17 protein-coding genes and 1 pseudogene are annotated in these 21,091 nt (G+C 67.0%); 5 read left to right on the forward strand and 13 right to left on the reverse strand.

Annotated elements, in window-relative coordinates:
* Positions 1-375 (reverse strand): nuclear transport factor 2 family protein (locus ABZ471_RS36815; RefSeq protein WP_359072769.1); only part of this gene is annotated, 375 nt, incomplete at its 3' end.
* A 120-nt stretch (positions 376-495) separates the two neighbouring features.
* Between ABZ471_RS36815 and ABZ471_RS36820 the strand changes: the two genes are divergently transcribed.
* The 3 genes from ABZ471_RS36820 (at position 496) to ABZ471_RS36830 (ending at position 4,030) form a co-directional block, all read left to right on the forward strand.
* Positions 496-996: a TetR/AcrR family transcriptional regulator gene (locus ABZ471_RS36820; RefSeq protein WP_359072771.1), complete on the forward strand. Its 501-nt coding sequence runs from the start codon at positions 496-498 to the stop codon at positions 994-996.
* A 596-nt stretch (positions 997-1,592) separates the two neighbouring features.
* On the forward strand, positions 1,593-2,855 hold the full coding sequence (locus ABZ471_RS36825) for a ParA family protein (protein ID WP_359072773.1): 1,263 nt from the start codon (positions 1,593-1,595) through the stop codon (positions 2,853-2,855).
* Complete coding sequence (locus ABZ471_RS36830; RefSeq protein ID WP_359072775.1) at positions 2,855-4,030, forward strand: ParB/RepB/Spo0J family partition protein; 1,176 nt, start codon at positions 2,855-2,857, stop codon at positions 4,028-4,030. The genes ABZ471_RS36825 and ABZ471_RS36830 overlap by 1 nt, the downstream gene beginning before the upstream one ends.
* A gap of 1,103 nt (positions 4,031-5,133) precedes the next feature.
* Here the strand turns inward: ABZ471_RS36830 and ABZ471_RS36835 are convergent.
* The 7 genes from ABZ471_RS36835 to ABZ471_RS36865 form a co-directional block, all read right to left on the reverse strand.
* Positions 5,134-5,535, reverse strand: coding sequence for a DUF6009 family protein (locus ABZ471_RS36835; protein ID WP_359072777.1), 402 nt, complete (start codon positions 5,533-5,535; stop codon positions 5,134-5,136).
* Positions 5,532-7,052 carry a phage/plasmid primase, P4 family gene (locus ABZ471_RS36840; RefSeq protein ID WP_359072778.1) on the reverse strand — a complete coding sequence of 507 codons (1,521 nt, stop codon included), beginning with the start codon at positions 7,050-7,052 and terminating at the stop codon, positions 5,532-5,534. Before ABZ471_RS36840 ends, ABZ471_RS36835 begins: the two co-directional genes overlap by 4 nt.
* Positions 7,049-8,167 (reverse strand): bifunctional DNA primase/polymerase, encoded by a 1,119-nt coding sequence (locus ABZ471_RS36845; protein WP_359072780.1) that lies wholly within the window; start codon positions 8,165-8,167, stop codon positions 7,049-7,051. The genes ABZ471_RS36840 and ABZ471_RS36845 overlap by 4 nt, the downstream gene beginning before the upstream one ends.
* Positions 8,168-9,583: 1,416 nt before the next feature.
* On the reverse strand, positions 9,584-9,763 hold the full coding sequence (locus ABZ471_RS36850; protein ID WP_359072782.1) for a hypothetical protein: 180 nt from the start codon (positions 9,761-9,763) through the stop codon (positions 9,584-9,586).
* 155 nt (positions 9,764-9,918) lie between these two features.
* Positions 9,919-10,107 (reverse strand): hypothetical protein, encoded by a 189-nt coding sequence (locus tag ABZ471_RS36855; protein ID WP_359072783.1) that lies wholly within the window; start codon positions 10,105-10,107, stop codon positions 9,919-9,921.
* 133 nt (positions 10,108-10,240) lie between these two features.
* Positions 10,241-10,417: a hypothetical protein gene (locus ABZ471_RS36860; protein ID WP_359072785.1), complete on the reverse strand. Its 177-nt coding sequence runs from the start codon at positions 10,415-10,417 to the stop codon at positions 10,241-10,243.
* 348 nt (positions 10,418-10,765) lie between these two features.
* A complete protein-coding gene (locus ABZ471_RS36865) occupies positions 10,766-11,461 on the reverse strand; it encodes a GGDEF domain-containing protein (RefSeq protein WP_359072787.1) in 696 nt (231 codons plus the stop codon).
* Between the two features lie 469 nt (positions 11,462-11,930).
* Here ABZ471_RS36865 and ABZ471_RS36870 point away from each other — a divergent pair, with 469 nt between their 5' ends.
* Together ABZ471_RS36870 and ABZ471_RS36875 are read left to right on the forward strand one after the other, a co-directional pair.
* Complete coding sequence (locus ABZ471_RS36870; protein ID WP_359072788.1) at positions 11,931-12,608, forward strand: hypothetical protein; 678 nt, start codon at positions 11,931-11,933, stop codon at positions 12,606-12,608.
* 134 nt (positions 12,609-12,742) lie between these two features.
* Positions 12,743-13,033: pseudogene (locus ABZ471_RS36875) on the forward strand (transposase); the annotation flags it as partial.
* A 278-nt stretch (positions 13,034-13,311) separates the two neighbouring features.
* Here the strand turns inward: ABZ471_RS36875 and ABZ471_RS36880 are convergent.
* The 5 genes from ABZ471_RS36880 to ABZ471_RS36900 form a co-directional block, all read right to left on the reverse strand.
* The gene (locus tag ABZ471_RS36880; protein WP_359072790.1) at positions 13,312-15,651 is read right to left on the reverse strand and encodes a hypothetical protein; all 2,340 of its coding nucleotides are present in this window, start codon (positions 15,649-15,651) and stop codon (positions 13,312-13,314) included.
* A gap of 996 nt (positions 15,652-16,647) precedes the next feature.
* Positions 16,648-17,958 carry a hypothetical protein gene (locus tag ABZ471_RS36885; protein WP_359072792.1) on the reverse strand — a complete coding sequence of 437 codons (1,311 nt, stop codon included), beginning with the start codon at positions 17,956-17,958 and terminating at the stop codon, positions 16,648-16,650.
* A gap of 2 nt (positions 17,959-17,960) precedes the next feature.
* Positions 17,961-18,260 carry a hypothetical protein gene (locus ABZ471_RS36890; RefSeq protein WP_359072793.1) on the reverse strand — a complete coding sequence of 100 codons (300 nt, stop codon included), beginning with the start codon at positions 18,258-18,260 and terminating at the stop codon, positions 17,961-17,963.
* A 3-nt stretch (positions 18,261-18,263) separates the two neighbouring features.
* Positions 18,264-19,319 carry an NlpC/P60 family protein gene (locus ABZ471_RS36895; protein ID WP_359072795.1) on the reverse strand — a complete coding sequence of 352 codons (1,056 nt, stop codon included), beginning with the start codon at positions 19,317-19,319 and terminating at the stop codon, positions 18,264-18,266.
* 132 nt (positions 19,320-19,451) lie between these two features.
* Positions 19,452-21,068: an FtsK/SpoIIIE domain-containing protein gene (locus ABZ471_RS36900; protein ID WP_359072796.1), complete on the reverse strand. Its 1,617-nt coding sequence runs from the start codon at positions 21,066-21,068 to the stop codon at positions 19,452-19,454.
* Between the last annotated feature and the right edge of the window lie 23 nt (positions 21,069-21,091).

A 21,091-nucleotide genomic window follows, 5' to 3' on the forward strand; every position in this document is an offset into this window, starting at 1 on the left:
CGAGGTCGTGGTGGTCCTCGCCGCGATCAGGCCGTCGCGGACCCGCAGCACCTGGATGTTGGAGGACGTGAAAGTCCGCCCGGTCACCCGGTGGTACACCTGGCAGTCGAACTCGGCGACGACCACCTCCGCGTCGTCGGTTTCCCGGACGACCACGTTCACCGGGGTCAGCTCCACGGGTGAACTCGCGGATACCTGCGCGAAACGCTGCTTCAGGGTGGCCCGCCCCTCGAACCGGCGCGGGCCGACCGGCTCGAAGACGGTCTCCACTACGGCTTCCTCGGCATGCAGCTCGGCGAGCTCCGTGAACCGCCCCGCGGCGATGCCGTCGACCAGCTTCTGCACGACGTCACGAGGGGACAGCGTTTCGGACATGATCAACCTCCAGCGGGACCGCCGCCAGAATCGGACTAGCGACTCCGAATAAACCATATGGACTATCAACTCCGGTTGTCCAAGGTGAGTCTGGCGTCGACCGAGAAGGGCGGGAGAGGAATGAGTGGCACTCCCGAGCGCCCGCTGCGGGCGGATGCGGCCCGAATCGCCCGCGCCGCCGGGGGCGGAGTCGGCACACTCTTTCGACACTTCCCGACCAAGGAAGCACTGCTGGAGGCGGTGATGGTGCGAAGGCTGGAGGCCATGGCAGCCCAGACCGCGCGGCTGGCTGCCGAGGCCGGGCCGGCCGACGCCTTCTTCGCGTGCCTCCGCTTGGTGGTGGAGGAGTCCGTGGGCAGGAACGAGTTCACCCAGGCTCTTTCCGCGGCCGGGAGGGACGTTCACGCGTCACTGCAGGGCCCGACCATGGAGATCCAGGGTCGGCTTGCCGAGCTGCTGGCGGGGGCGCAACAGGCTGGGGCAGTCCGCCCAGAGCTGGGTCTGCCAGAGTTCATCGCCCTACTGGCCGGCACCAGCAGGGCGATGGAGCAACTCGGAGCGGATCCAACGCCGCGGGAGCGGATCTTCGACGTGGTGTTCGACGGGCTGCGGCCCCGCTGACATCAAGGAGTACGACTCCCACGGAGCTGCCGCACTCGTCCGACTGGACCGCCATCGCGAGAGTCGACAGCACCCGACTCACTCCTGGAATCAACCGTCCAGACGCGTGACGCGCCGCGCTATCAGTAGGTCTACTGACGCGGACGCCCGCGACGCCTTGGTAAACCTTGGCACAGGTGCGACACGACAGCGGAGCACCGGATGGCATGCCTGGCACCTGCCTCATGCTCCCGGGGGCTATTACGGCGTAATAGCCCCCGGGAGCCGATGAACGCCGCTGGGGGAGTGGCGCCGAGGTACAGCCGAGACGCAGCTGGCTCAAGTTGATGGACGTCGGTGACCAGACCCGGGAGGGGGCGGCGTTGGTGGTGGCACCTCACACGCGTCAAGCCATGCACGTGCGTACGTCTGCCCGCGCGCGACCTGGCCGTGCGGAGCCCTATTACGGCGTAATGGTGGGGACGCATACCCAGAGGGGGCCGAGGGCGAGACGATGGTGCCTGAGATACCTACAGAAACGGATGACGTACCAACAATCATCCCTAGCTAACGCGCCAGTGCTTGAAAGGATCAGAGACGTTAGTAAGGTGTCTTCTATGAGTTCGCCAGCCACCTCCAGCGACCGCGAGAAGGTCGTCTCCAAACTGCCGGGATGGCTCCGGCAGAGCCTCAAAATCAGAGCCGCTCAGCACGGCACCGAGATCCAAACGGCCGTCGAGCAGGGCATCAGCGACTGGTGCAACCTGGCTTCCGCACCCACCGCCATCGACACCGCCGGCGCAGACTCCTTCTCCACCTTCCTGCCACCAGGGCAATGGGACACGTTCCGTCAGATCGCCACGGACCGGCGTGTTTCGTTCATCCAGGGCCTGGCCCAGTCCATCCAGCTCTGGCTCGATGCCAACCCAGCCCCCGACGTCGATCGCCCCGCGATCACCCGGCGCATCATCGTCTGCAATCAGAAGGGCGGTGTCGGAAAGACAGCGATCACCGCAGGCGTCGGTGAAGCACTGGCCGAGGATCCCAACACGCTGCACTCCGTACGCATTGCCAAGGCGCTTACCAAGGCTCTTCGGGCAAGTGAGACCCACGTAGGTGATCTGGAGCCCGACGGCGATCCGTTCGACATCGAGAGCCTGCCTGGCCTCGGGCTGCGCGTGCTTCTCGTCGACTTCGACCCGCAGTGCCACCTCACGAACCAACTGGGCGCAACACCTCTGCCACTGAACGGCGACAGTCTCACCAACCACATGGCGGGGGATCCCAAGGGCGACCTTCGCGATCTCATCGTCTCCGTCGACGACGATTCGTTCGGTGGGCGACTCCACTTGTTGCCAGCATGCAACGATGCCTTCCTCCTTGATGTGCGCTTGTCGGCGGTGCGCGCCCGGGAAGCCGCACTGGAGAGGGCACTAGCCCCGCTCGAAGCCGACTACGACGTCATCCTCGTCGACTGCCCACCCAGCCTCGGCCTCAGCATGGACGCCGCTGCCTACTACGGTCGACGCCGCGACGCAGAGACGCCCGGCCAGTCCGGGGCCTTGATCGTGGTCCAGGCCGAGGACAGTTCCGCCGACGCCTATGAACTCCTCACTACACAGATCGACGACCTGCGCGGTGACCTCCAGATCGACATCGACTACCTCGGCATCGTCGTCAATCTCTATGACTCCCGCCGTGGTTACATCGCCACATCCTCTCTGCAGGGGTGGGTCGACATAAAGGATCCGAGGGTCGTCGGACTCATCGGAGACCTCAAGGAACAGAAGGAAGCCGTGCGTGTGAAACAACCCCTGCTGACCTATGCACCCAAGTCGCAGCAGGCGATCGGGATGCGCGCATTGGCCCGGGAGATCTGATGAGCAAGGCCGATCAACTGGGAGTCGGTCGCTTCGGCGGAACGACCCGCACCATCAGCGCACGCCGCCAGGCCGTGGCCGCCGCAACTGGTGTCCCCACCGACGGGGTCGCTCCGCCCACCGAACTTCCCACCCACAAGATCAGTCCCAACCCCGACAATCCCCGTTCCAGTCTCGGCGATCTCACCGACCTCGCGGGCAGCCTGTCGACCCACGGGCAGAAGCAGGCGATCACGGTCATGAACCGTGACGCCTACCTCAAAGCGAACCCGGACCGCGAAGCCGACCTCGAGCCGAACACCACCCACGTCGTCATCGACGGCAGCAGCCGTCTGGCCGCGGCCCGCGAAGCGGGCCTCACCAGCATCAAGGTGATGGTCAGCGACGACCAGGGGACCACCTCCGAGGAAATCCTCGAGTCCGCCCTGGTGGCCAACATCCATCGACAGGACCTCGAGGAACTCGACGAAGCCCGCGCCCTGCAACGCCTGCTGTCCATCCACGGCAGCCAGACCGCCCTGGCCAGGCGGCTCCATCGGTCTCAAGGCTGGGTGTCACAGCGTCTGGCCTTGCTCAACCTCACTCCCCAACTCCAGGCCCGTGTGGGCGAAGAGCCCATCGATCTGCTGCGCGCGGTCGGCAACAAACCAGCCGAGCAGCAGCAGGCAGCCCTGGACGAGCTGAAGGCCGAACGCGCCAGGAAAGAGGCCGAGAAGCAGGAGCGCCATCTCAGGAATCGACAGCAGAAAACACAGTCTGAGCCTCGGGCCGCAGTCCAGCCCGAGGCGCCGGCCCGGAGAGCGGAAGCAGCAGCGGAGGACGCGCCGGCCGACGTACAGGACCACGCACGGAACCAGGCCGACGCCAGCAGCTATTACGACGTAATGGCAGATGCCCCCAAGCCTGACCACACGTCGGCCCCGGCTGCGATGGGGGAGGCCTCTGCGCCCGCAAGTGCAGGAGCGGTACCCGAACCGCGCACCGACGGTGAAGTCAATGGCGAGGACCTCGCGGCGGCTCAGAAGCCCTCACTGCCGAAACTCCCCTACGATGACGGTGTTTTCGTGGCCATGCACCTCATCCGGAAAATGAGCGACACCGAATTCGACAGGATGCTCTCTGTTTTGATGAAGCATCAGCAACGGCGCGAAACCCTCCCTGGTTCGGAGCTCTGACTGAGCAAGGGGTGACCTCCGGCCCATTGGGGCTGAGGCCACCCCTTGCTCAGTACGCTCGGCCCAACTGCCTTCGCAGCACGACTTCTCATCAGCGTGGCACCAAGCAGACCGAGTCCGGGCGGCACGATGGGGGGAGTGGCCGACGGCTTCAGGGATCCGCCTTCCGGCATCACCACCTCGGCCTCATTCCCTGTGCTCACCCGCTCCCAACTTCTCCGTACGAGGGGTGCATCGACTGTGCCCAGAGTTTCCGGTGATCCGGCGAGGAGACTTCCGAGACAGTAACAAGGCACCAGCCACCAGAGGTGGGGCACCAGCCGGCCTCGGCCATTGCCCACAGAGACCGGCGTCGGTGCAGACAGAGAGTGCCACGCCACAGATGGGCAGGGGAGTTCACGGCAAGGGACTCCATCAGCTGGGGCGGAATCGAAGTGCCGACGGGGTGCCAGAAAATGCGCTCCATCTACGTGATCATGAAGATCAACCGCTCATTGAGTATTGATTACTCATTCCGAACCACTCGCTCCGGGGCCACACTTGTAGGTGGCATGTCGCACAGTACGCGGACGGGAAGGCTACGGGTGATCACGATCGGTCAGGTGTCCGCATCGTCGCTGCCGCCTGCCTTCACAACTGCGACGCAGCCCCTGAAAGGGCAGTGTTTGCCGGACGGGGCGCAGAGTTCGGCACCATTGAGGGCGTACCGCCTTGGCGGGTGTGGGCGCGCCATTACCGAGCCTGAAGGGGCGACCGTCTCCCTTGCGGCAGACAACAGCCTTGCCAGGGGCGGGGCGAGCCCGCTTGCCGAACAGTGCGCCGATAGTGGCACGGAGCGGAGCGACCTCTTCGGCGACGGCGTCCAAGCCATCATTGCGACTCATGAAACATCGGCGCCCAGTTGTAAAAGGCAATGGTTCACGGCCAAGTTCCCCATCGGTGTGCAAGTTGTCCAGCGGTGGGGAGGGCATTCCCGCTCTCTACATCCGCTCGGAAGCTCCTGGTCTAGGCCCGAGAGCGCCTGTGAACAGGACCGACGGCAGGATTCGACCACGTCGGCAGCCGACCGGGCGGACTGGAGCACGACTGCTGCATCCGGCCGATCACAGTGGAAGCGTTATGCCGAGTGCCCTCATGGCGCTTGAGGGCGGACCACCTTCGGAACGCTCGGTCTTAAAGCCTTTCACCCGTGCGACAAGCGTGCGCGGATCGACGGCCTCGGCGGGCGCTCCCTTGGCGTAGAGGCCATCGGGCTCGCTGTCGCGATCGTGGGGCAGGAGCCAGAAGACACGGCGTCGGAACGTGCCCGAGGAACGAGAGGGCTTCGCTGTGGGCCCCAGGAGGGCGTAGCCCACCATGCGTCCATCACGATGGTAGGCAGGCTTGCCTCGGCGGGTAGGTAGCCGGTCCAGACTCTGGCGGACGTAGTCGAGGTCCACAACCGTCTCGAGCCAGACGAGTTCGGTTTCGTGGCTGATCTCGTCCTCGGTAATCAGCGAGCTCATCGGGTGACGTCCCTTTCCTTGTCGGTAAGTAGTCCGATGCCCGGGTAGTGCTTGCGCTGGTTGGACAGGATCATCTCCTTGGGCGAAGCGAGTCCGACCAGTTCACGCGTGCGTGCGGCGAACGCCCGCGAGGACATGGCCGGTACGCCTTCATTCTGGCACCAGGTCTTGTAGGCCGCGTAGAGGGCAGCCTGTTCTGCGCGCAGCTCGGGGCCCAGTACGCAGCATTCCTCGTAGTAACGCCCCGTGTGATCCTCGGTCTCGGCGTACGCGGTGGTGGCAATCCGGACCCGCTCGGGGCCCGTGAGGTCCCGGTCACCGGAGAGATAGCGGCGGGCTCCGGTGATCAGCCAGCCGAGAATGCCGGGGCCTTCTTCTGTGACGAGGATGTCGGCGAGGTTGTCGATCTTGCGGTTGTCGGGAACGACCCTCTCGAAGGGGATCAGGCGCATACGGCGCCAGAACGCGAAGCCGCCGGTCCCGACTTCGGGCCGGTGGTTGCCCAGCAGCCAGAGCTTGTGAGTCGGCTGGAAACTGAAGAAGTCCTGCCTCATCCGACGGGCCTTGATGCGGTCACCGCCGGTGAGCAGCTTCACACGGGCCTCGTCGAACTTGTCGCCAGGCTTGACCTCGGAACAGACGATCACACGTCGGCCGTGGAGTTCCGCAAGGTCGGTGGGATGGCCTTCATAGGGGCGGGCCATGAGGAAGCCGGGCGGAGCGGCGTCCGCATAGTCGCCGAGCAGCTTCATCAGCACGTCCAGGAGGACAGATTTGCCGTTTTTGCCGGAACCGAAGAGGAAGGGGAGGACTTGGCCTCCGACATCGCCCGTGACGGAGTAGCCGAGTAGCAGCTGCAGAAAGGCGATCATCTCCCGGCCTTCGGCATCGTCGCCGAACGTGTCGGTCAAGAAGCGGTCCCAGCGGGGGGTGGGAACCTGCTGAGGGCCGACGGTGGTGGAACGGGAGTGGAAGTCCTTGTTGGGGTCGGGCGTATTGATCAGACCGCTGTGGAGGTCCACGATGCCGTCCGGGGTACACAGAGCGTACGGATCAGCGTCCAGCAAGGCGGCGTTGAGGACCATGCCAGGAGCGGACTTGGCCTGGGTGAGCATGGCGTTGATGCCGGTGGTGGACAGCGCGCGACGGCGATGCTGCAGCAGGGCTTGGGTGCTGAGGACACCGCGGGGATCGTGGTCGGCGATGTTCTCCGCGAGATCGCCGGCGGCCCACAACACGGTGTCGTCCTCATCGATCTGCCAGCGGGTGGTGTCCCACCGGTACCAGCCCATCCCGGGGACGTGCCGGTAGTCGTTGGCGTACAGCTTGACGAACAGTTTGGCATTGCCGCGATCGGAAAGGGTGTCGGGCACCAGCCCGGCCGCAGTGGCTTCACCGGCCCGGGACCGGCCGGCGTCCGCCTGGGAAGGAACGGGGAGGGGGCCCTGGGCACGGATCTGGGCGGCGACGGCCTCGGGGTCGAAATCGAAGAGCGTCTCGTTGCTGGGGGAGGTCACGGGCGGCTCCCCCCCGCGGAGTGAAGGGGACGCTTGGCTCCTGCCGCCAGACCACTGCGGATGATCTGCTCAAAGCGACGCTCTTGGCCGGGGCGGGCGGCAGCGGCGGTCTCCCGCAGTGCACGCTCGGCCTCATCCTGGGGAAGGCGGCCTGCGGCGGCAAGTCCACCAAGAGTGTAGGCAGCACGGTTGAGAGCCTCGGAGAAGCCGGCTCCTTCCCGGACTTGGCCGCATTCCTCGACGGGGGCGAGAACCGCCGCGAGCAAACGGCTCATACCGTCGCGGCCGCCGCCCGCGGCGAGGACCGCCTGCCGGGCACGAGGGGGAACCGGCCGGGGGGCGGGAACGGCGGGAGGCGACAGATGCCCGGTGCGTTCTAGTTCCTGGGCGAGCCAGGCGGGCAGGAGCGCGGCTTCCCGTACGTCGTCGACAGGGGTGTAGGTACCACTGCTCGTGGTGGTACCAGGGGCGATGATGTAGCCGCCGTGGGCACGGACATCCACCTGCCAGGCGAGGGCACGGCCCTGGCTGGAGCCGGCGGAACACTGCCAGCGGCGGCCGTCGCCGGCCCGGTACCAGACGTGCAGACCGCCGGACGGTGTGCGTACCCGCATCGTGGTTTCGTCGTCGGCAGGGCTGTGCTGACCTCGGAGAGCAGCCAGGACTGCAAGGGTATGGAATCCGGTGGACAGGCCAGTGAGGTCGATGTGCTCGGCAATGGGGATGCCGGGCAGGATCCGGTCACGGCTCGGCGGCTCGGCGGGCTTCGCGTCGATGTCGATGACGACGAGCCCGGCCGGGCCGCAAGCGACACCGACGCCGAACTGCGGGTTGGCAGCCCACCACTGCTCCACACGACGCAGGTCCTGCGTAGCCGCGTGGAAACCGTGACACCACCGGCCTGCCGGCAGACACGGACAGTGGGCAGGCAAGTGCGAGGCTGTACGGCAGTCGGCGCAGTTCGCTGCGGGCGTCTTGCGTCCAGGAGCCAGGGGGTGCACGAACCAGCCTTGGCGCACACACCTCGTGGCGACGGCCAATGGCAGCTCAGCGACTGAAGGCTCAGGGGCGGGCTGCCGTGAGTCGCTGCGAGAAATCCGCAGCTCAGCAGGCATCGACATCCCCTATCAGCGACTGAAGCGACTCAACGACAGACACAGACTAGCGAACCCGGCCAGCCAGGTGTCGGTGCACATGCGAAAGAACCACAAGACCGTGTCGATGAAGTGACCACCGGGGCGGCATCAGCGACCGAACGAGCACCACAGCGACCAGACTCTCTTCGGTCGCTGCTCATCGCTTCCACAAAAACCGCAGGTCAGAAGCGAGAGGGCACCCAAAACAGCGACTGAAGCGACTCAAGGTCCCTATATATGACGCACACACGCGCACAGGAATGGCTTCATATATCCGAAGGATCGGTCGCTTCAGTCGCTGTATTGCCTTCGCCAAGGCTCTGACCTGTGGTTTTAGCAGCGACTGAGCCAGCGACCGAAGAGTCGCCCAGTAGCTGTCCTTCAGTCGCTGAGCAGAGTACGGACCAGCGACTCGAGCGACCGAAGCTACCGAACCCCCCACACGGGGCCGCGCGAGGCTGGAAGCCTGTCAGGACAGTGGTTCGCCTTCTCCGGCCGTTTCCGCTGCCCCCGAGCTGGATTCCACCGCCGCGTTCGGCTAGGTCGCCTCAGCCAGACTGCTGGGCTTCGACGGTCCCTCCAAGACCGTCTGTATACAGACCGAGGACAGTGCGGTCGACCTTTTCCGCCGGGTGCTCGCTGCCGTCACCGATCCCGAGTCCACGCACACCGCCGCCGACTCCAGGCCGTGGTATACCCCCACCGCCAAGCAGGCCGCCATCGAGGCCTTCTCCCCGGTCTGCGGGCCGGCGTCGGCGGCCGACGTTCTGCTCCTCGGTGGTGTGAACGTCGCAAACATCATGATCATTGCCGTACTCGAACGGCGCCCCGAGAGCGGTCTGCGCCGGGCTATGGGAGTCGGCCGCTCCCGTTATTCTCACCGAGTCCGTGCTGCGCGCACTGCCGCCCCTGGACGGTACAGCCGGAGCCCTTGTCGGCGCCTGCTCGACTCCGACCCGGCGGCCGCAGTCTCGCAGTGCGCGGACCAGGAGTTCGGTGAGTCCGATCGCACGGCGCCGGCCTCCTACGCATCCGATGGCGATGCGGCGGGCCCGGCGGAAAGGTCGCCGTAGTCGGGGAGGCTGGCGAGCAGCTCGCGGGCACCGGGGGTGTTCAGGACGATGTCCTGAACACGGGGGTGAAAGCCGTCCAAGTCGAGGACGTCGCGGGCGAGCGCCGGGTCGCGAAGCCGGTCGCGGACGTCCGCGATCCGGTCGGCAGTGGGCCAGATGGGGGGGGGGGGTGCCGTCCGGGCCGGTGGGCAGGTGCAGGTAGCCGAAGGAGATCAGACGGATCGGGCGCAAGAGAGCCTCCTGTCCGGCGCTGGAGGGGCGGGAACGTCCGGAGCGCCTCCCCCGGCCGGGAAGGGCGGGGCACGGCGCTCCAGGGGTGGTGCTATTGGATGGCGGTCTTGGTGACCACAAGGAACTGGTCGGTGCGCAGGTTCATCACGACCTGAGCGTTGGTGCCTTGGGCGTGTGGGGCGGCGGCGTACTCTCCAGCCGGCCAGGAGCCGCGGGGGCCTCCGGCGGGGAACCGCTCCAGGACGGTGCGTGCCTGAGAGGTCGTGGGCATCACGTGTCACCGCCGTTCACGCGCTCGTGGATGTCGATCAGGGTGCGATGACGTCGGGTTTGTCCGCCAGGCCGACCCATTGCCCGAGCGTGGTGAAACGGGAACCTGTTCGCGGTCGGCGTCGTAGGTGACGCAGTAGTCGCCGTGCCGGTCCATCACCGACTCGCGCAGGACCGGGATGAGCGCGGTGTCCAGGACTTCCAGGCGTCGACGGTGAGCCGGGCGCTCTCACCGGGCGTCTGGGGCTGGACCAGGGTGCCGGTGACGCGCAGCAGGCCGCCAGGCTGTATGTCGGTCAGCAGGTCGCGGGTGATCTGCGGGTCGCCGCTGGTGCAGGAGACCACCGTGCCGGGGTATCCGGGGCGATGGTGTCGGCGTCGGCCGGTCGGACGATCAGGTTGAAGGTAGCGGTGCCGCGTGAGCTGGGGGCAGGGATGGTGTCGGCCCAGCCGTCGACGGCGCAGTAGTTGGTGTCCATTAGCTGGCCTCCGCCAGGGTGTCGGTGGTGCGAGGGGAGCGGGGTCGGGAGGTGTGCTGCGCGAGCACCAGGAGCTCGCGGTTGCGCTTCCTCTCGGCGTCGGTCAGCGGCCGGGTCTTCGGGCCGTCGCGGTGCCAGAGCGTGGATGCGGGCGGCTCGGGATATGGCGAGGGCATGGTCGACGTTGCGGTAGGTGCTGCTCATGGGATCCTCCAGCTGGAGGTGAGGGGAGAGTTCAGGTGTGGTCGGTCGTCCCGCCCTTGGACGGTCGGACACGAACCGGGTCTCGCCGGAGTGCTCCGCGTTCCTCCGCGCACGCCTTGTGCACGGGCTCTTTGGCGTGGGGCCTCAGCGGGGTGGTGGTGCCGCACAACACGCACGGGGCGGGCCGGTCGAGGTGCCTCCCGCGACGCCAGTTCAGGAGCTGGACCGGCGCCACGGGCTGCTCCGACGGTGCGGGCACAGCGCGCAGGTGGCCGCGCCGGGCGGTCACGGCCGAAAGTCAGGCAGCTGCTGGAACACCCTCAGGCAGGGTGGCGATGCTCATGCAGCTCGCCCCACCCGGCCGTGCCCGGCCGTCCTGTGCGGCGGCCGTTGATGGACGGCACCCTTGTGTGCGCGGCGGTGGCAAGGGCGGCCTGGCCGGAGTGCTTACCGTCGTACAGAGCGGCGTCAGCGGCCCGCTGCAACACCGTCAGGTCGAGGGCGCCGATCATGTCCGGCGTCGCAGCGCCGACCGAGGCCGCGACGCCGACGGTGCGGCCATCGTCTAGGACGACCGGCGTGTGCAGCATCCGGACCAGCTGCTGAAAGCGGTCCGTACGGCGGCCGGCGGGCAGCTCCAGGACGACGGCGAACTCATCGCCTCCGAGCCTGCCGATGGCGGCACGCGGGCCTGCCCAGGCGGAGAGCCGGGCGCCGAACGCGGCGAGGACGGCGTCACCGGCCGCATGGCCCATGCCGTCGTTGACGGCCTTGAAGTGGTCGGCGTCGACCATGATCACCGCTGTGTCGTCGCCGTGGCGACGCAGGATCCTCTGGGCCCGGGCGGTGTACGCGTCGCGGCGCAGCAGCCCGGTCAGCGGGTCCTTCCGGGTGGCTGCGAGCCTCCTATGCAGCGCGACGGCGTGCACGGTCCAGCCGGTCAACGGCACAGCAACGGTGGCCAGTAAGAGTGTGCGCCGCCCGATCTGGGCCTGAATGCGCAGGATGGAGGGCATACTGGGGTTCTCCGTCTCGATCGCATGGGATGGGGGGCCCGGGACAGCTGTGAGCCGGAAAGCAGAGCGGCTGTCCCGTGGCACAGAGCAGGGTCGTTCGTGCTACGCGGTCAGCTGGTGTGCTTGCGGGGCCGGGGCGGCGACGTAGCTACCGGGGCTGGCCGGAGTGCCGTCGTGGCATTCCAGGCAGACGCGGAGCGTGGTGGAAAGACAGTGGTAGTACCGGCGGCGGCAGCACCTGCATGTTTGCCTTGCTGTCATCGCCCGGTCCAGCGCCCATTCCTGAGCAAGCCTCGACATCCTCAGCCTGTTCCTTAACCCCCGCCGTCGAACGGCGGGTCGTACGCGCTTACTCACCTGGGGTTTGCCGGACAGGCTGACGACCCTTGGTCATAGTCCGATTCGCAAGGTACGCGAGGGTGGAAACGAGTACGATCCGGCTGATTTGATGCGGGCTGGCGGGGGAATCATGATCGAGCTGATCAGGGTGCTGGTCGAGGCACTGACCCAAGGGCTGCCGGGGCTCAGAGGAATTCGGGATGATGCAAGGCGGCGGAGACTCGGCGCCGCCCTCTTCATGATCTATGTGAGGCTCAGCGAGGCTATGATGACCGCCGATGAGATCGTCCGACTGCTTGAGGACTACGTAGCGGCGGTCCGGCGGGACGATCCCGATGCGCCGCGTTACGGATACCGGCTGACTCCGCTGGCGACCAAGCAGGTGGCCGATCTGAACCGAATCAAGGCGGTTCTGCGGGAAAAGAGCGTTGCCCTCCATGTCGTGAGTAGCGATGCGTACATGAAGCTGGGGCCGTTTGTCGGAGAGAAGTCCAATGCGCTCGACAGTCTCATGCGCGTGACTCGCGGAGGACAGCTGCCGCTCGAGCCCGGTCACCTGGCACGTAGTGAGCCGCCCCCCGACATAGACCGTGCCCGCTGGCCCCAGGTAGCGTTCCCCACCGCCCAGGACTGGGGTCCCGAGATCTCCCTGAGCGTTGTGGCATATCTCGAAGCCCGAAAGCCACGTGATCAGATCTCCGAGATCCGCGACGCTCTGGCCGCTCTTCGGGCCGCGTTGGAGGCCCACTTCCCGGTGAAGGATGTGCTGTTGGAACTGGGCGACGTAAGCGTGGACGAAGAACGCTGAATTTGTTCTTCAGGGCCCTGACTTCGAGCGATGCCCGAACTTGATTGCCTGGAAAGGGATTCGCTGACGTGAGGACGGCCTTCGCTTGATCCTTTGCCCCGTCACAGAAAACAGGTTCAAACGAAGGCCGTGAGGTGAGTTTGCTTGACGACAATGCCCAAGGAGACGCGTTCGCGGTGGCGTTACGCTTCCGAGGCGACTTCTTCGGATGCCTGTCCGCCCGCCGCGACGGCCTGTTCGAGCTGGCTGATGCGCTGTTGCGTGCGGACGGACCGGTGACAGCACCGGTGGATCTGACGCTGGTAGCCGAGCCTTGGCGCGAGCACGGCGCCAAGTACGACGCGTTGAACCACTGGAACGTCGATGTGCCGCGGCTTCGGCAGGTACTGGCTGGTCTGCCTCAACCGCAGGTCGCCGACGGGCGCAGCCGATCAGCAGTCCGCTGACGCCGAAGACCTTGTGCCGGTTCGACCGCCACCAGGTCGGCGGGGTCGGCTCCGACAGCACGCCTATTACGGCCACGTGTTCTCCAATCGGGTGTGGGACGGGGGTAGTGGTGCGTGAGGCCGGATGGCCTGCCCAGTTTTCGCCCCGGCCCCGGGATCGCTGGGCGGTTGGGCGAGGGCTATGCGGGGCTCCTGGAGGTGTCCGGAAACGGAGAATGGCCCGCATCTCGTGAGATGCGGGCCGTCAGGGCGGCAGGCTAGTCCTCGGGCAGGCGGTGGCCGGTCTTGGCGTCGTACGCGACACCAGTCGGAGATAGGCGGACCGTGCGGGAGTAGGGCGCCATGCCCTCATGCCACCTCTTCCCGCCGACCGCTATCCGGACCGTCACATCGGCAAGCGCATCGGTGACCCGCAAGCTGATCTCAGGGTCTTTCGGGTACCACCCGTCTTGGCGGGTGCTCTGAGCAGTCTCACCTGACGAGCTGTCGATGCGCAGGAACTGGGCATTGCGATCGAAGTAGCTGCGCAGCTGCACGACGACACGGGACCGGTCGGTGCTCCATTGGGCAACGAGGTCCGTGTCGACCCCGTCGATCTGGACGGACGCGCCGGACCTGCCCTTGTAGGCAGCGGCCTTCTCCTGGCGCTCTTGGCGGTGGTGATTGTCCGAGGCGTTCTGCCACACGCACGCAGCGACGATGCCCAGGGTGGCAATCGCCGCGACGTAGGGCCAGGTGCGCCGGCGCGGCGGCGTGGAAGCGTGGCTGTCAGGGGCCGGTGTGGGTGCCGGTGGTTGGGGTCCGCTGTGCCAGGCGGGTCCCGCGCTGTCCTTGGTCTCGAACCATTCGGCCTTGCCCATGCGGGCGACCGTAGCGCGCAGTTGAGCTGCCTGGTCGGGGTTCCCACACAGATCAGCCACCCGCGCCCGGGTCGACAGCCATGAGACCGCCTGATCGGAGTTGATGCCGTGGGCGTTGATGTCCTCGCGCTCTCCGATGGCGGCCATCTGCGCAGCCTCGCTGCACCGTCCCTCCATCGCGGCCTGCATCACGTCCTGGTGCCGGGCGTCGATGACGTTGGGGGGCATGGCCCAGTCCCAGTGGCCATCAGTGGCGTCCTGCTCAGCCGATGTCGCCAGAGCATCCAGGAACCCACCGCGGCCGTCACCGTCTCTGTCGACGTCGGCCACGGCTCCCACCACCGGCACTTCTTGCTCAACGCCGAAAGCGGCGTCAGCTTCATCCTCTTCAGCGGTGGTGAGGGCCTGTTGTGCCTGGCGGCGCCGCGACGAGGTGTCCGTGAGCGCAGTTTCGTCCTCGCTCAACACGCTCTGGACGACGTCGACGTAGTCGGGACCGACCTTCCACACTGCCTGTCCCTGGTCCAGCGTGGGGATCTTCTCCACCACCCAGGTGGGCAGGCCATACAGCGTGCCGACAGCCGCGGCTTCTTCCGGGTTCAGGCGCCCGATGTGCGCAATCTCGCACAACCGGGCCAGGTCCTGGGCCCGGCCGTCGCCGAGGTCGGACAGCGTGTGCATCACCACGTCCAGCGACAGCGCCGCCTTGCGGGAGTTCTTCAGCAGGCGCTGAATCAGCTCGCTGGTCGCGGGGGAGAGCAGGATCTGCCAGGCCTCCTCGAGCACCAGGTGCCGGTGCACGGCGGTCGACTGCCTGAGCCAGACGTGTTCTGCCCAGCAGGAGATGGCGGCCATGAGCGAGGGGATGGCCGGGCTGTTGCGGTCGAGGCTGGAAAAGTCGAAGGACAAGATCGGCAGGTCTGTCTGGGGCAGGCTGGCGTCCTGGCCGTCGAACAGGCCCCGCAGGCTGCCCTCGGTGTACCGGCTCAGCGCGATCGCGGCGCCCTCGCCCCACTCACCCAGTTTCACCGCCGGCCACCGGCCGTCCTCGGGGCTGATCAGGGCATCTACCAGCCCGGTCAGGGACGTCGCCTTGGGGTGGTTCAGGGCATGCTGCAGGGCGTGGGCGGCCTGGTGGCTGAGCGCGCCGGGTTCGACGGCCGCGATCAGGGAGCGGACCAGCTGTTCGCGGACCTCGGACGGGAACAGGCTGCTGACCGGGTTCAGTGTGAAGGCGCCAGCCTGGATGACCCGGCCGCCCAGGGAGCGGACGAGCGGCGCCCACTCGCCGGCCGCACTGTCCTCGCCGAAGGAGTCGAGGACGACGGCCTGGTGATCGTGGTCGAGGATCTCGCGGCGGATCCGGATCTTCGCCGTAGTGCTCTTCCCGGAACCGAGTCCGCCCAGGGCAAGCGAGTTGGTCGACGGCAGGGTCGCAGTGTCGGTCAGGACGGGGGAGAGGTGGAACGGACGCCCGTCCAGCAAGGAGCGCCCGATGGGGATACCGGGAAAGCGGGTGCTGGACGCAACGAATGGTGCCGTGATCGCAGCGTGGCTGGAGGGCAGGCGAATCATCAGAGGATCACCCCTTTCCGAGTCGAGGCTCCGTGGGGGGTGGTCATCACGTGAGCGCGATGCTGCTGCCCGGTGAGCCAGTCGAGATGGATGCGGTGCCGGTCGGCTGTGCGTGAGGCCTGCCAGCGAGCGTCTGTCACCGCATCGGGGTCCTCGCCCCACACCGTGAGGTAGGCGTCGAGGTCCACCAGGGTTGCGCCGTCGACGAGTGCGCCGTGGGCGTTGCTGGAGGCGAGGTCGTGTGTGGCGGCCTTGATCTTGTCCGTGGTGAAGGCTTCGCTTGCGGCCGACTGCCATTTCGCCGACCGGCGGGACTGCCCCGCCGGCAGCGGCCGGTACAGCACCGCCAGGGAGCGGTCCGAGTCCTGGCCCAGCAGCAGCTTCGGCATGAGGTCACCGCCGGTCGCGTCGGGCCAGGCAGTGATCCGCGCTGTGGCCGCGTAGCGGCCGTCGTCCAGGGCGACCCAGCCCGGACCCCGTTCGGCGACAGCCGGGATGGGGTCGGGTGTGAGGGGGGTCAGGGCGCCCAGGGCGGCGAACTCGTCACGCAGAGTGTCGAGGATGCGGGCCGGGTGGCCGGCCAGTCCCTTGGGGACGTGCACGGAGATCGTCTGGACGTGGGTGCTGTACTCCCGGACGCTGCAGTGGTGGGTGGCATGAATCTGGATGCCGGCGGTACGGGCCTGGTCGCCGGCGAACGCCAGCGCGCGGCTGAACGCGTCGTGGAACCCGGCCCTGCGCAGCGGATCCTGCATGGTGCCGTGGTCCGGGTACAGCGCCCATGTGGTGGTGGCTCCGGGCCGGTCGAACGCCGGCTCCGGCGCGGTGCGCTCCCGCAGATGCCGGTAGCCCACCGTCGCCCACCGGGCGATCGAGCGTGGTCCCGGCGCGAGGTTCAGCAGCGCTGCGGCCGCGCCTACCGCGCCGAAGCACCAGACGGGGGGCGGAGCGACCGTCGTCGACATCAGGACGGCGCCACCGACCCCGGCGTTGATCTTCGTCAGCAGAGTCTCGGCGGGGCTGAGTCCTCGCTGCACGGCGGGAATGCGGTAGCCAGGGGTCAGGGAGTACATGGGAAGAAACCTCCTTGTGCGGGGCCCGCTGAGCGCGCCTGGCCCCGGCATTCGAGTAGCCGGGGCCAGGCGCGAGCCGGGCGTCCTACGGGCCGGGCGGCCGGGTGGGCGCCGGGTTCGGCGCCGGGGACTGGCCGTTGGGTGGCTGGGGCTGTGCTGCAGCGCGTGCCTGACGGCGTGCCTGGGCGATCTGCTGGTTGCGGGCAGCGCTCTGCCGGGCCTGGGCGACCGCGGACTCGGTGGTCAGTCGCCCCGGCCGCTGCTCCTGCCTGACGCCGTAGGCGGCGAACAGCACCCCCCGGTCCTGGGACATGGCACGACGCGGTGTGTCCACCGTGCGGGGTCCCCGTGGGGGGTTCTCCCGTTCGTAGACGTCCGGTGCGCCCACTCGCACGACCGCCCGCGCAAACGGGTTGGCAGTGCGGTTCTCCACCAGGGTCCGAGCAGCGCCAGCCACCTTGGGCCCGAAGTAGGGCACCCCATGGAAAATCATCCGCAGCATCAAGGCGTCTGCGGCAACCAGCAGGACGGCGTCCACGACCAGTGAGCCCCTGGCGAGCTCCACGAACGGAGAGATGACCAGCAACGCGAACGGGGCGAGCATCAGTCCGATCAGCCGCACGGCCCACGCCTTGACCGCCGACGTGTCGCCCCCGCGCGCCAGCGAGGCCAGCACCAACGGTGCAACACAGACAAACACCAGAATACCGAGCTGACGCGTCATGAACACCAGCGCAGCGAAGGCCAGAGCCACTACGAGCGCGGCATAAATAATCAGCTTCGCCAACGGGTTCGCCGCGTCCGCTCCGCTGCCCATGTCATGGCTGATGACGGTGAACAACGTGGACTCATTACTGTCAAACGCGGCCGTGAACGCACTGCTCACGGCCCGGTTCAGCAGCATCACCACACCCGGCACCGACGCCATGCCGGCCACAGCCGCCAGCGTCCAACCGGTCGACGCGCCCAACTGCCGCATCCGCGGTGCGCCCTGCCACGCAGTCAGGCCGCACACGACAACCACACAGATGAACACGGCCACGGCCAAGTGCTGCCCCAGCCACAGAAATGGCTCGTACAACGCACTGTCCGCCCGCTTCGGCGCCCATGCGTCCTTGGGCGCGAGCAGTGCCTCGAGCTGTCCAATGAGGCTGTCAGCGAGGTGCCTGACGTGTCCGGCGGCGCCGTCGGTGATGCCGCCGCCCCCGCCTCCGGTGCCGCTGTGGGGATCCTCGTTCCACTGCTCGCAGTACTGCTTTCCGGGGCCGGGGATCCCGGCACACGGATCCGGCTTGGCGCCGCCGTCCTTGCAGGAGGCCTGCAAGGACGGGGCCAACTTGTCGCATCCATCAGCCTTGCCCGCCAGGAACAGCGTCAGGCGTTGGTGGATTCCCACGGTCACCCCTTGGCGTTGGTGACGGTCGAGAACAGAGTGTCGCCGTACAGGGCGAGGATGACGGCGACGAACAAGGTGCCCACCGCCATGCTCCCCTTCTGCAGGGCGCCCTTGGGGTCGTTGGACAGCTGAAGCAGCATGCGGACGGCGATCACGGCGATCACGGCCGCGATGCCCTTGGTGACCAAGCCGCCACCGGTCAGGCCGATGGTGTCGAAAAAGTCCTTGAAACCGTCGGACATGTCGATCGGCCCGTCCTTCGGCTTGGTGTCGGCCAGGTTGGCGAGGAAGAACTTGCTCACGGGTCAGATCTCCTTGTTGTGATCAGGTACGGGGCGTGCGACGGCGTACAGGTCGGGCATCGTGTCCATGGGGTCGTAGCGGACCCGGGTGCCGGGCCGGGGAGCGTCGATGATCCAGCCGCCGCCGATGTAGATGCCGACGTGGTGGATATTCGTGGGGCTGCTGCCGTAGAACACGAGATCGCCGGGGCGAACATCTCCCGGCTTCACGGGCTCCGAGGCTGCGTATTGCTGGGCTGCCGTGCGGGGCAGGGAAATACCGGCTTTGGCCCAGGCGTAGAGCGTGAGCCCTGAGCAGTCGAAGCCGGTGGTGTTCGATCCTGAGCGGCCCTTGGGGGAGCAGCAAGTTCCCGTGCTGGGACCGCTGCTGCTGCCTCCGCCCCACGAGTACGGTGTGCCGATCATTTCCGTCGCCGCGTTGATCGCGGTGGCTGCCTGCGCCGTGGTGGCGGTTGTCCCGCTGCCGGTCGGCTTGTTGGCGAGCGCGGAAATGGAACGGACGTAGTTCTGTGTCTCCTTGTACGGCGGGACGCCACCGTATTTGCGGACGGCGCCGGTCCCGGCGTTGTAGGCGGCGAGCATGTTGTTCTGCTTGCTGCCGAGAACATCATTGACGTCCTTCGCTATGTCACACAGGTACCCGGCCGCTGAGGGGATCGCGTCTTCGGGATCCCAGACATCGCGCTTCCCGTCGCCGTTTCCGTCGATACCGTGGGTCTCCCATGTGGAGGGCATGAATTGCGCAATGCCTTCCGCGCCGACCTGGGAGCGCGCTTTCGGATTGAACCCGGACTCCTGTGTGAGGAGCGCGGCAAGCAGGTTCGGGGTGACCTCGGGGCAGGTGCTTCCCGCATCCTCAATCAGCGACCTGTACTTGGCGGGGACGGACACACTGAGCGCTGCTCCCACCACGGGGTCGTCGCCGGCGGCCTGGATGAGCGCGGCCACGACGACGGCCGCAGTCGCTCCCGCGCCCACCGTGACGACTAAAGAGGCACGCAACGAGCCTCCTCCCTCCTTCCTGGAATTTTGGGTGTCTACGCTGGTCAGCACCGCCATTCCGGACCGCCATGGCACCGCCATGCGGCGTTACGGGACCGCCATGCGACCGCCGTGGGGCAGGCCGGTGTGGCGGCCACATGGCGGTGGACGGCGGTCTCGTGGCGGTGGGGTGACGGTGCCGGATGGCGGTCACGAACCGGACATTGCGGCCGCGATGAGATCGGCCAGCCGGTACCCCCGGCCCTGTGCGGTCTTGGCCGCCGGAACACCAAGGAGCCGGGCTAGCTGCTTTCCACGCTCCGCCGGATCGGATTCCGTGATCCCGAGAGCGGGCGCCAGCTCGGGCGTTACCATGAACTCCACCCGCTTACTCCGCAGCAGCTCGATCGCCTGCTTGAGCGGAGAATCCGGGATCGCCTTCTCACGCCGCGCGTAGGCTTCATCGACCACTTCCCAGATGAACTCATCCAGAAAATTGAAGCCCCTGAGCAAAGTGGAGGACCCGTTCGCGAACAGGACGGCCTGCCCCTTGATGTCCGGGTCGAGCAGTGCCGGATGGATCGGGGCGACCGTATCGAAATACGAGTCTCCGAGGGCGACTTTCGCACTGCCCTCCGACGCCACGTACAGGCACACCCGGTACAGGAACTGATCCCGCACCTTCACCGGGATCGCCTCCTTCGCCGGACGCTGCGTCAACATCACCGTTGAAATCCCTGACTCGAGGGATTTCGCAACCAAGGACCGCGATTTATCCTCGACCCGGCGAACCTGGTCTCTCGAATCGTTGGTACCGTTGTGCGTGTAGAAGTCGGCGGCCTCATCCACGATGAAGAACACCGGCTTGAAAACCGGTACCGGCTTCCTGTTCCGGATGGCGTCCTGGAGCTGCGTGTACCGGCCGTCGACCCGGGCGTTCAGCTCATCGAGCATGTCCTCCATGACAGCCGGATCATCGGACGCCTCATAGCGGACCGCCAGCTTTTCGAACCGGGTCAGGCCGCACAGCTTCCCGTCGAGCAGATACAGATCGAACTCGCCGTACGCAATCAGCAGACACGTGATGAGCCCGTTGACCAGCGTCGTCTTGCCCATCTGGGTCATGCCACCGATCAGCATCGACGCCTTGTCGAACGTCGGCACCCCGACAAGCCGACCGGTGACGTCATGGCCGAGAGGAACGCCGTCGAACGCAGCGACCTCCTGCCGGGTCGGCGCCGGGAACAGACGGCTGAACGGGGGCTCGTTGAGCACCAAAAGCCGCACACGGCGCTCGCTGCGACGGCTCGTCTCCAACTTCAAGTGCAGGCGGGTGACGCCGAACATCGACGCGATCGGACCAAGCCGCTTCGCGACGTCCTCGTGCGTCCGCCCCTCGGGCACCAGAAAGTCATAGACGGTGCCGACGCCCTGCAGCGTTTCGACTGTCACCTCATCGGCACGAACGACCTCGTCCTTGCCGATGGCACCGGTCCGGCTCAGTGCGGCCGTCAACTCCGGATGCACCGGGACAGCCTCCACGACGGCCTGAGCCTCGTCCGCGAGCTGGGCAGGCGACTCCTGCCTCATGCCTGCGGACGACTCCGCATCGCGCGCCCACAGACGTTTGATTCCTGTACGGATCCGCCAGCCCAGATAGCCGAGTGCCACCAGCGCCCCGGCAGTGAGCAGCACGGTGGCCGGCCAGGACAGACCCAGCTTGTCCTTGATGGCGGCAAGGACACCGAACACCGTCGCGAGTCCGCCGATCGCACCCGCCGTCTGCCCGTACACGTCCTCGCTGGCCTGCTGTTTCCTCCTCCCCACACCCCCTCCTCCTTGATCACGAA

Source organism: Streptomyces sp. NPDC005728, from assembly GCF_040630895.1.
In the GTDB taxonomy this organism is placed as follows: Bacteria; Actinomycetota; Actinomycetes; order Streptomycetales; family Streptomycetaceae; genus Streptomyces.

Bases quoted from the DNA above. Each gene is read 5' to 3' on its own strand.
- ABZ471_RS36830 (WP_359072775.1), top strand. From the start codon at position 2,855: ATGAGCAAGGCCGATCAACTGGGAGTCGGTCGCTTCGGCGGAACGACC.
- ABZ471_RS36860 (WP_359072785.1), bottom strand. From the start codon at position 10,417: ATGCCCTCGCCATATCCCGAGCCGCCCGCATCCACGCTCTGGCACCGC.
- ABZ471_RS36850 (WP_359072782.1), bottom strand. From the start codon at position 9,763: ATGCCCACGACCTCTCAGGCACGCACCGTCCTGGAGCGGTTCCCCGCC.
- ABZ471_RS36895 (WP_359072795.1), bottom strand. From the start codon at position 19,319: ATGGCGGTGCTGACCAGCGTAGACACCCAAAATTCCAGGAAGGAGGGA.
- ABZ471_RS36820 (WP_359072771.1), top strand. From the start codon at position 496: ATGAGTGGCACTCCCGAGCGCCCGCTGCGGGCGGATGCGGCCCGAATC.
- ABZ471_RS36825 (WP_359072773.1), top strand. From the start codon at position 1,593: ATGAGTTCGCCAGCCACCTCCAGCGACCGCGAGAAGGTCGTCTCCAAA.
- ABZ471_RS36835 (WP_359072777.1), bottom strand. From the start codon at position 5,535: ATGAGCTCGCTGATTACCGAGGACGAGATCAGCCACGAAACCGAACTC.
- ABZ471_RS36845 (WP_359072780.1), bottom strand. From the start codon at position 8,167: ATGCCTGCTGAGCTGCGGATTTCTCGCAGCGACTCACGGCAGCCCGCC.
- ABZ471_RS36870 (WP_359072788.1), top strand. From the start codon at position 11,931: ATGATCGAGCTGATCAGGGTGCTGGTCGAGGCACTGACCCAAGGGCTG.
- ABZ471_RS36865 (WP_359072787.1), bottom strand. From the start codon at position 11,461: ATGCCCTCCATCCTGCGCATTCAGGCCCAGATCGGGCGGCGCACACTC.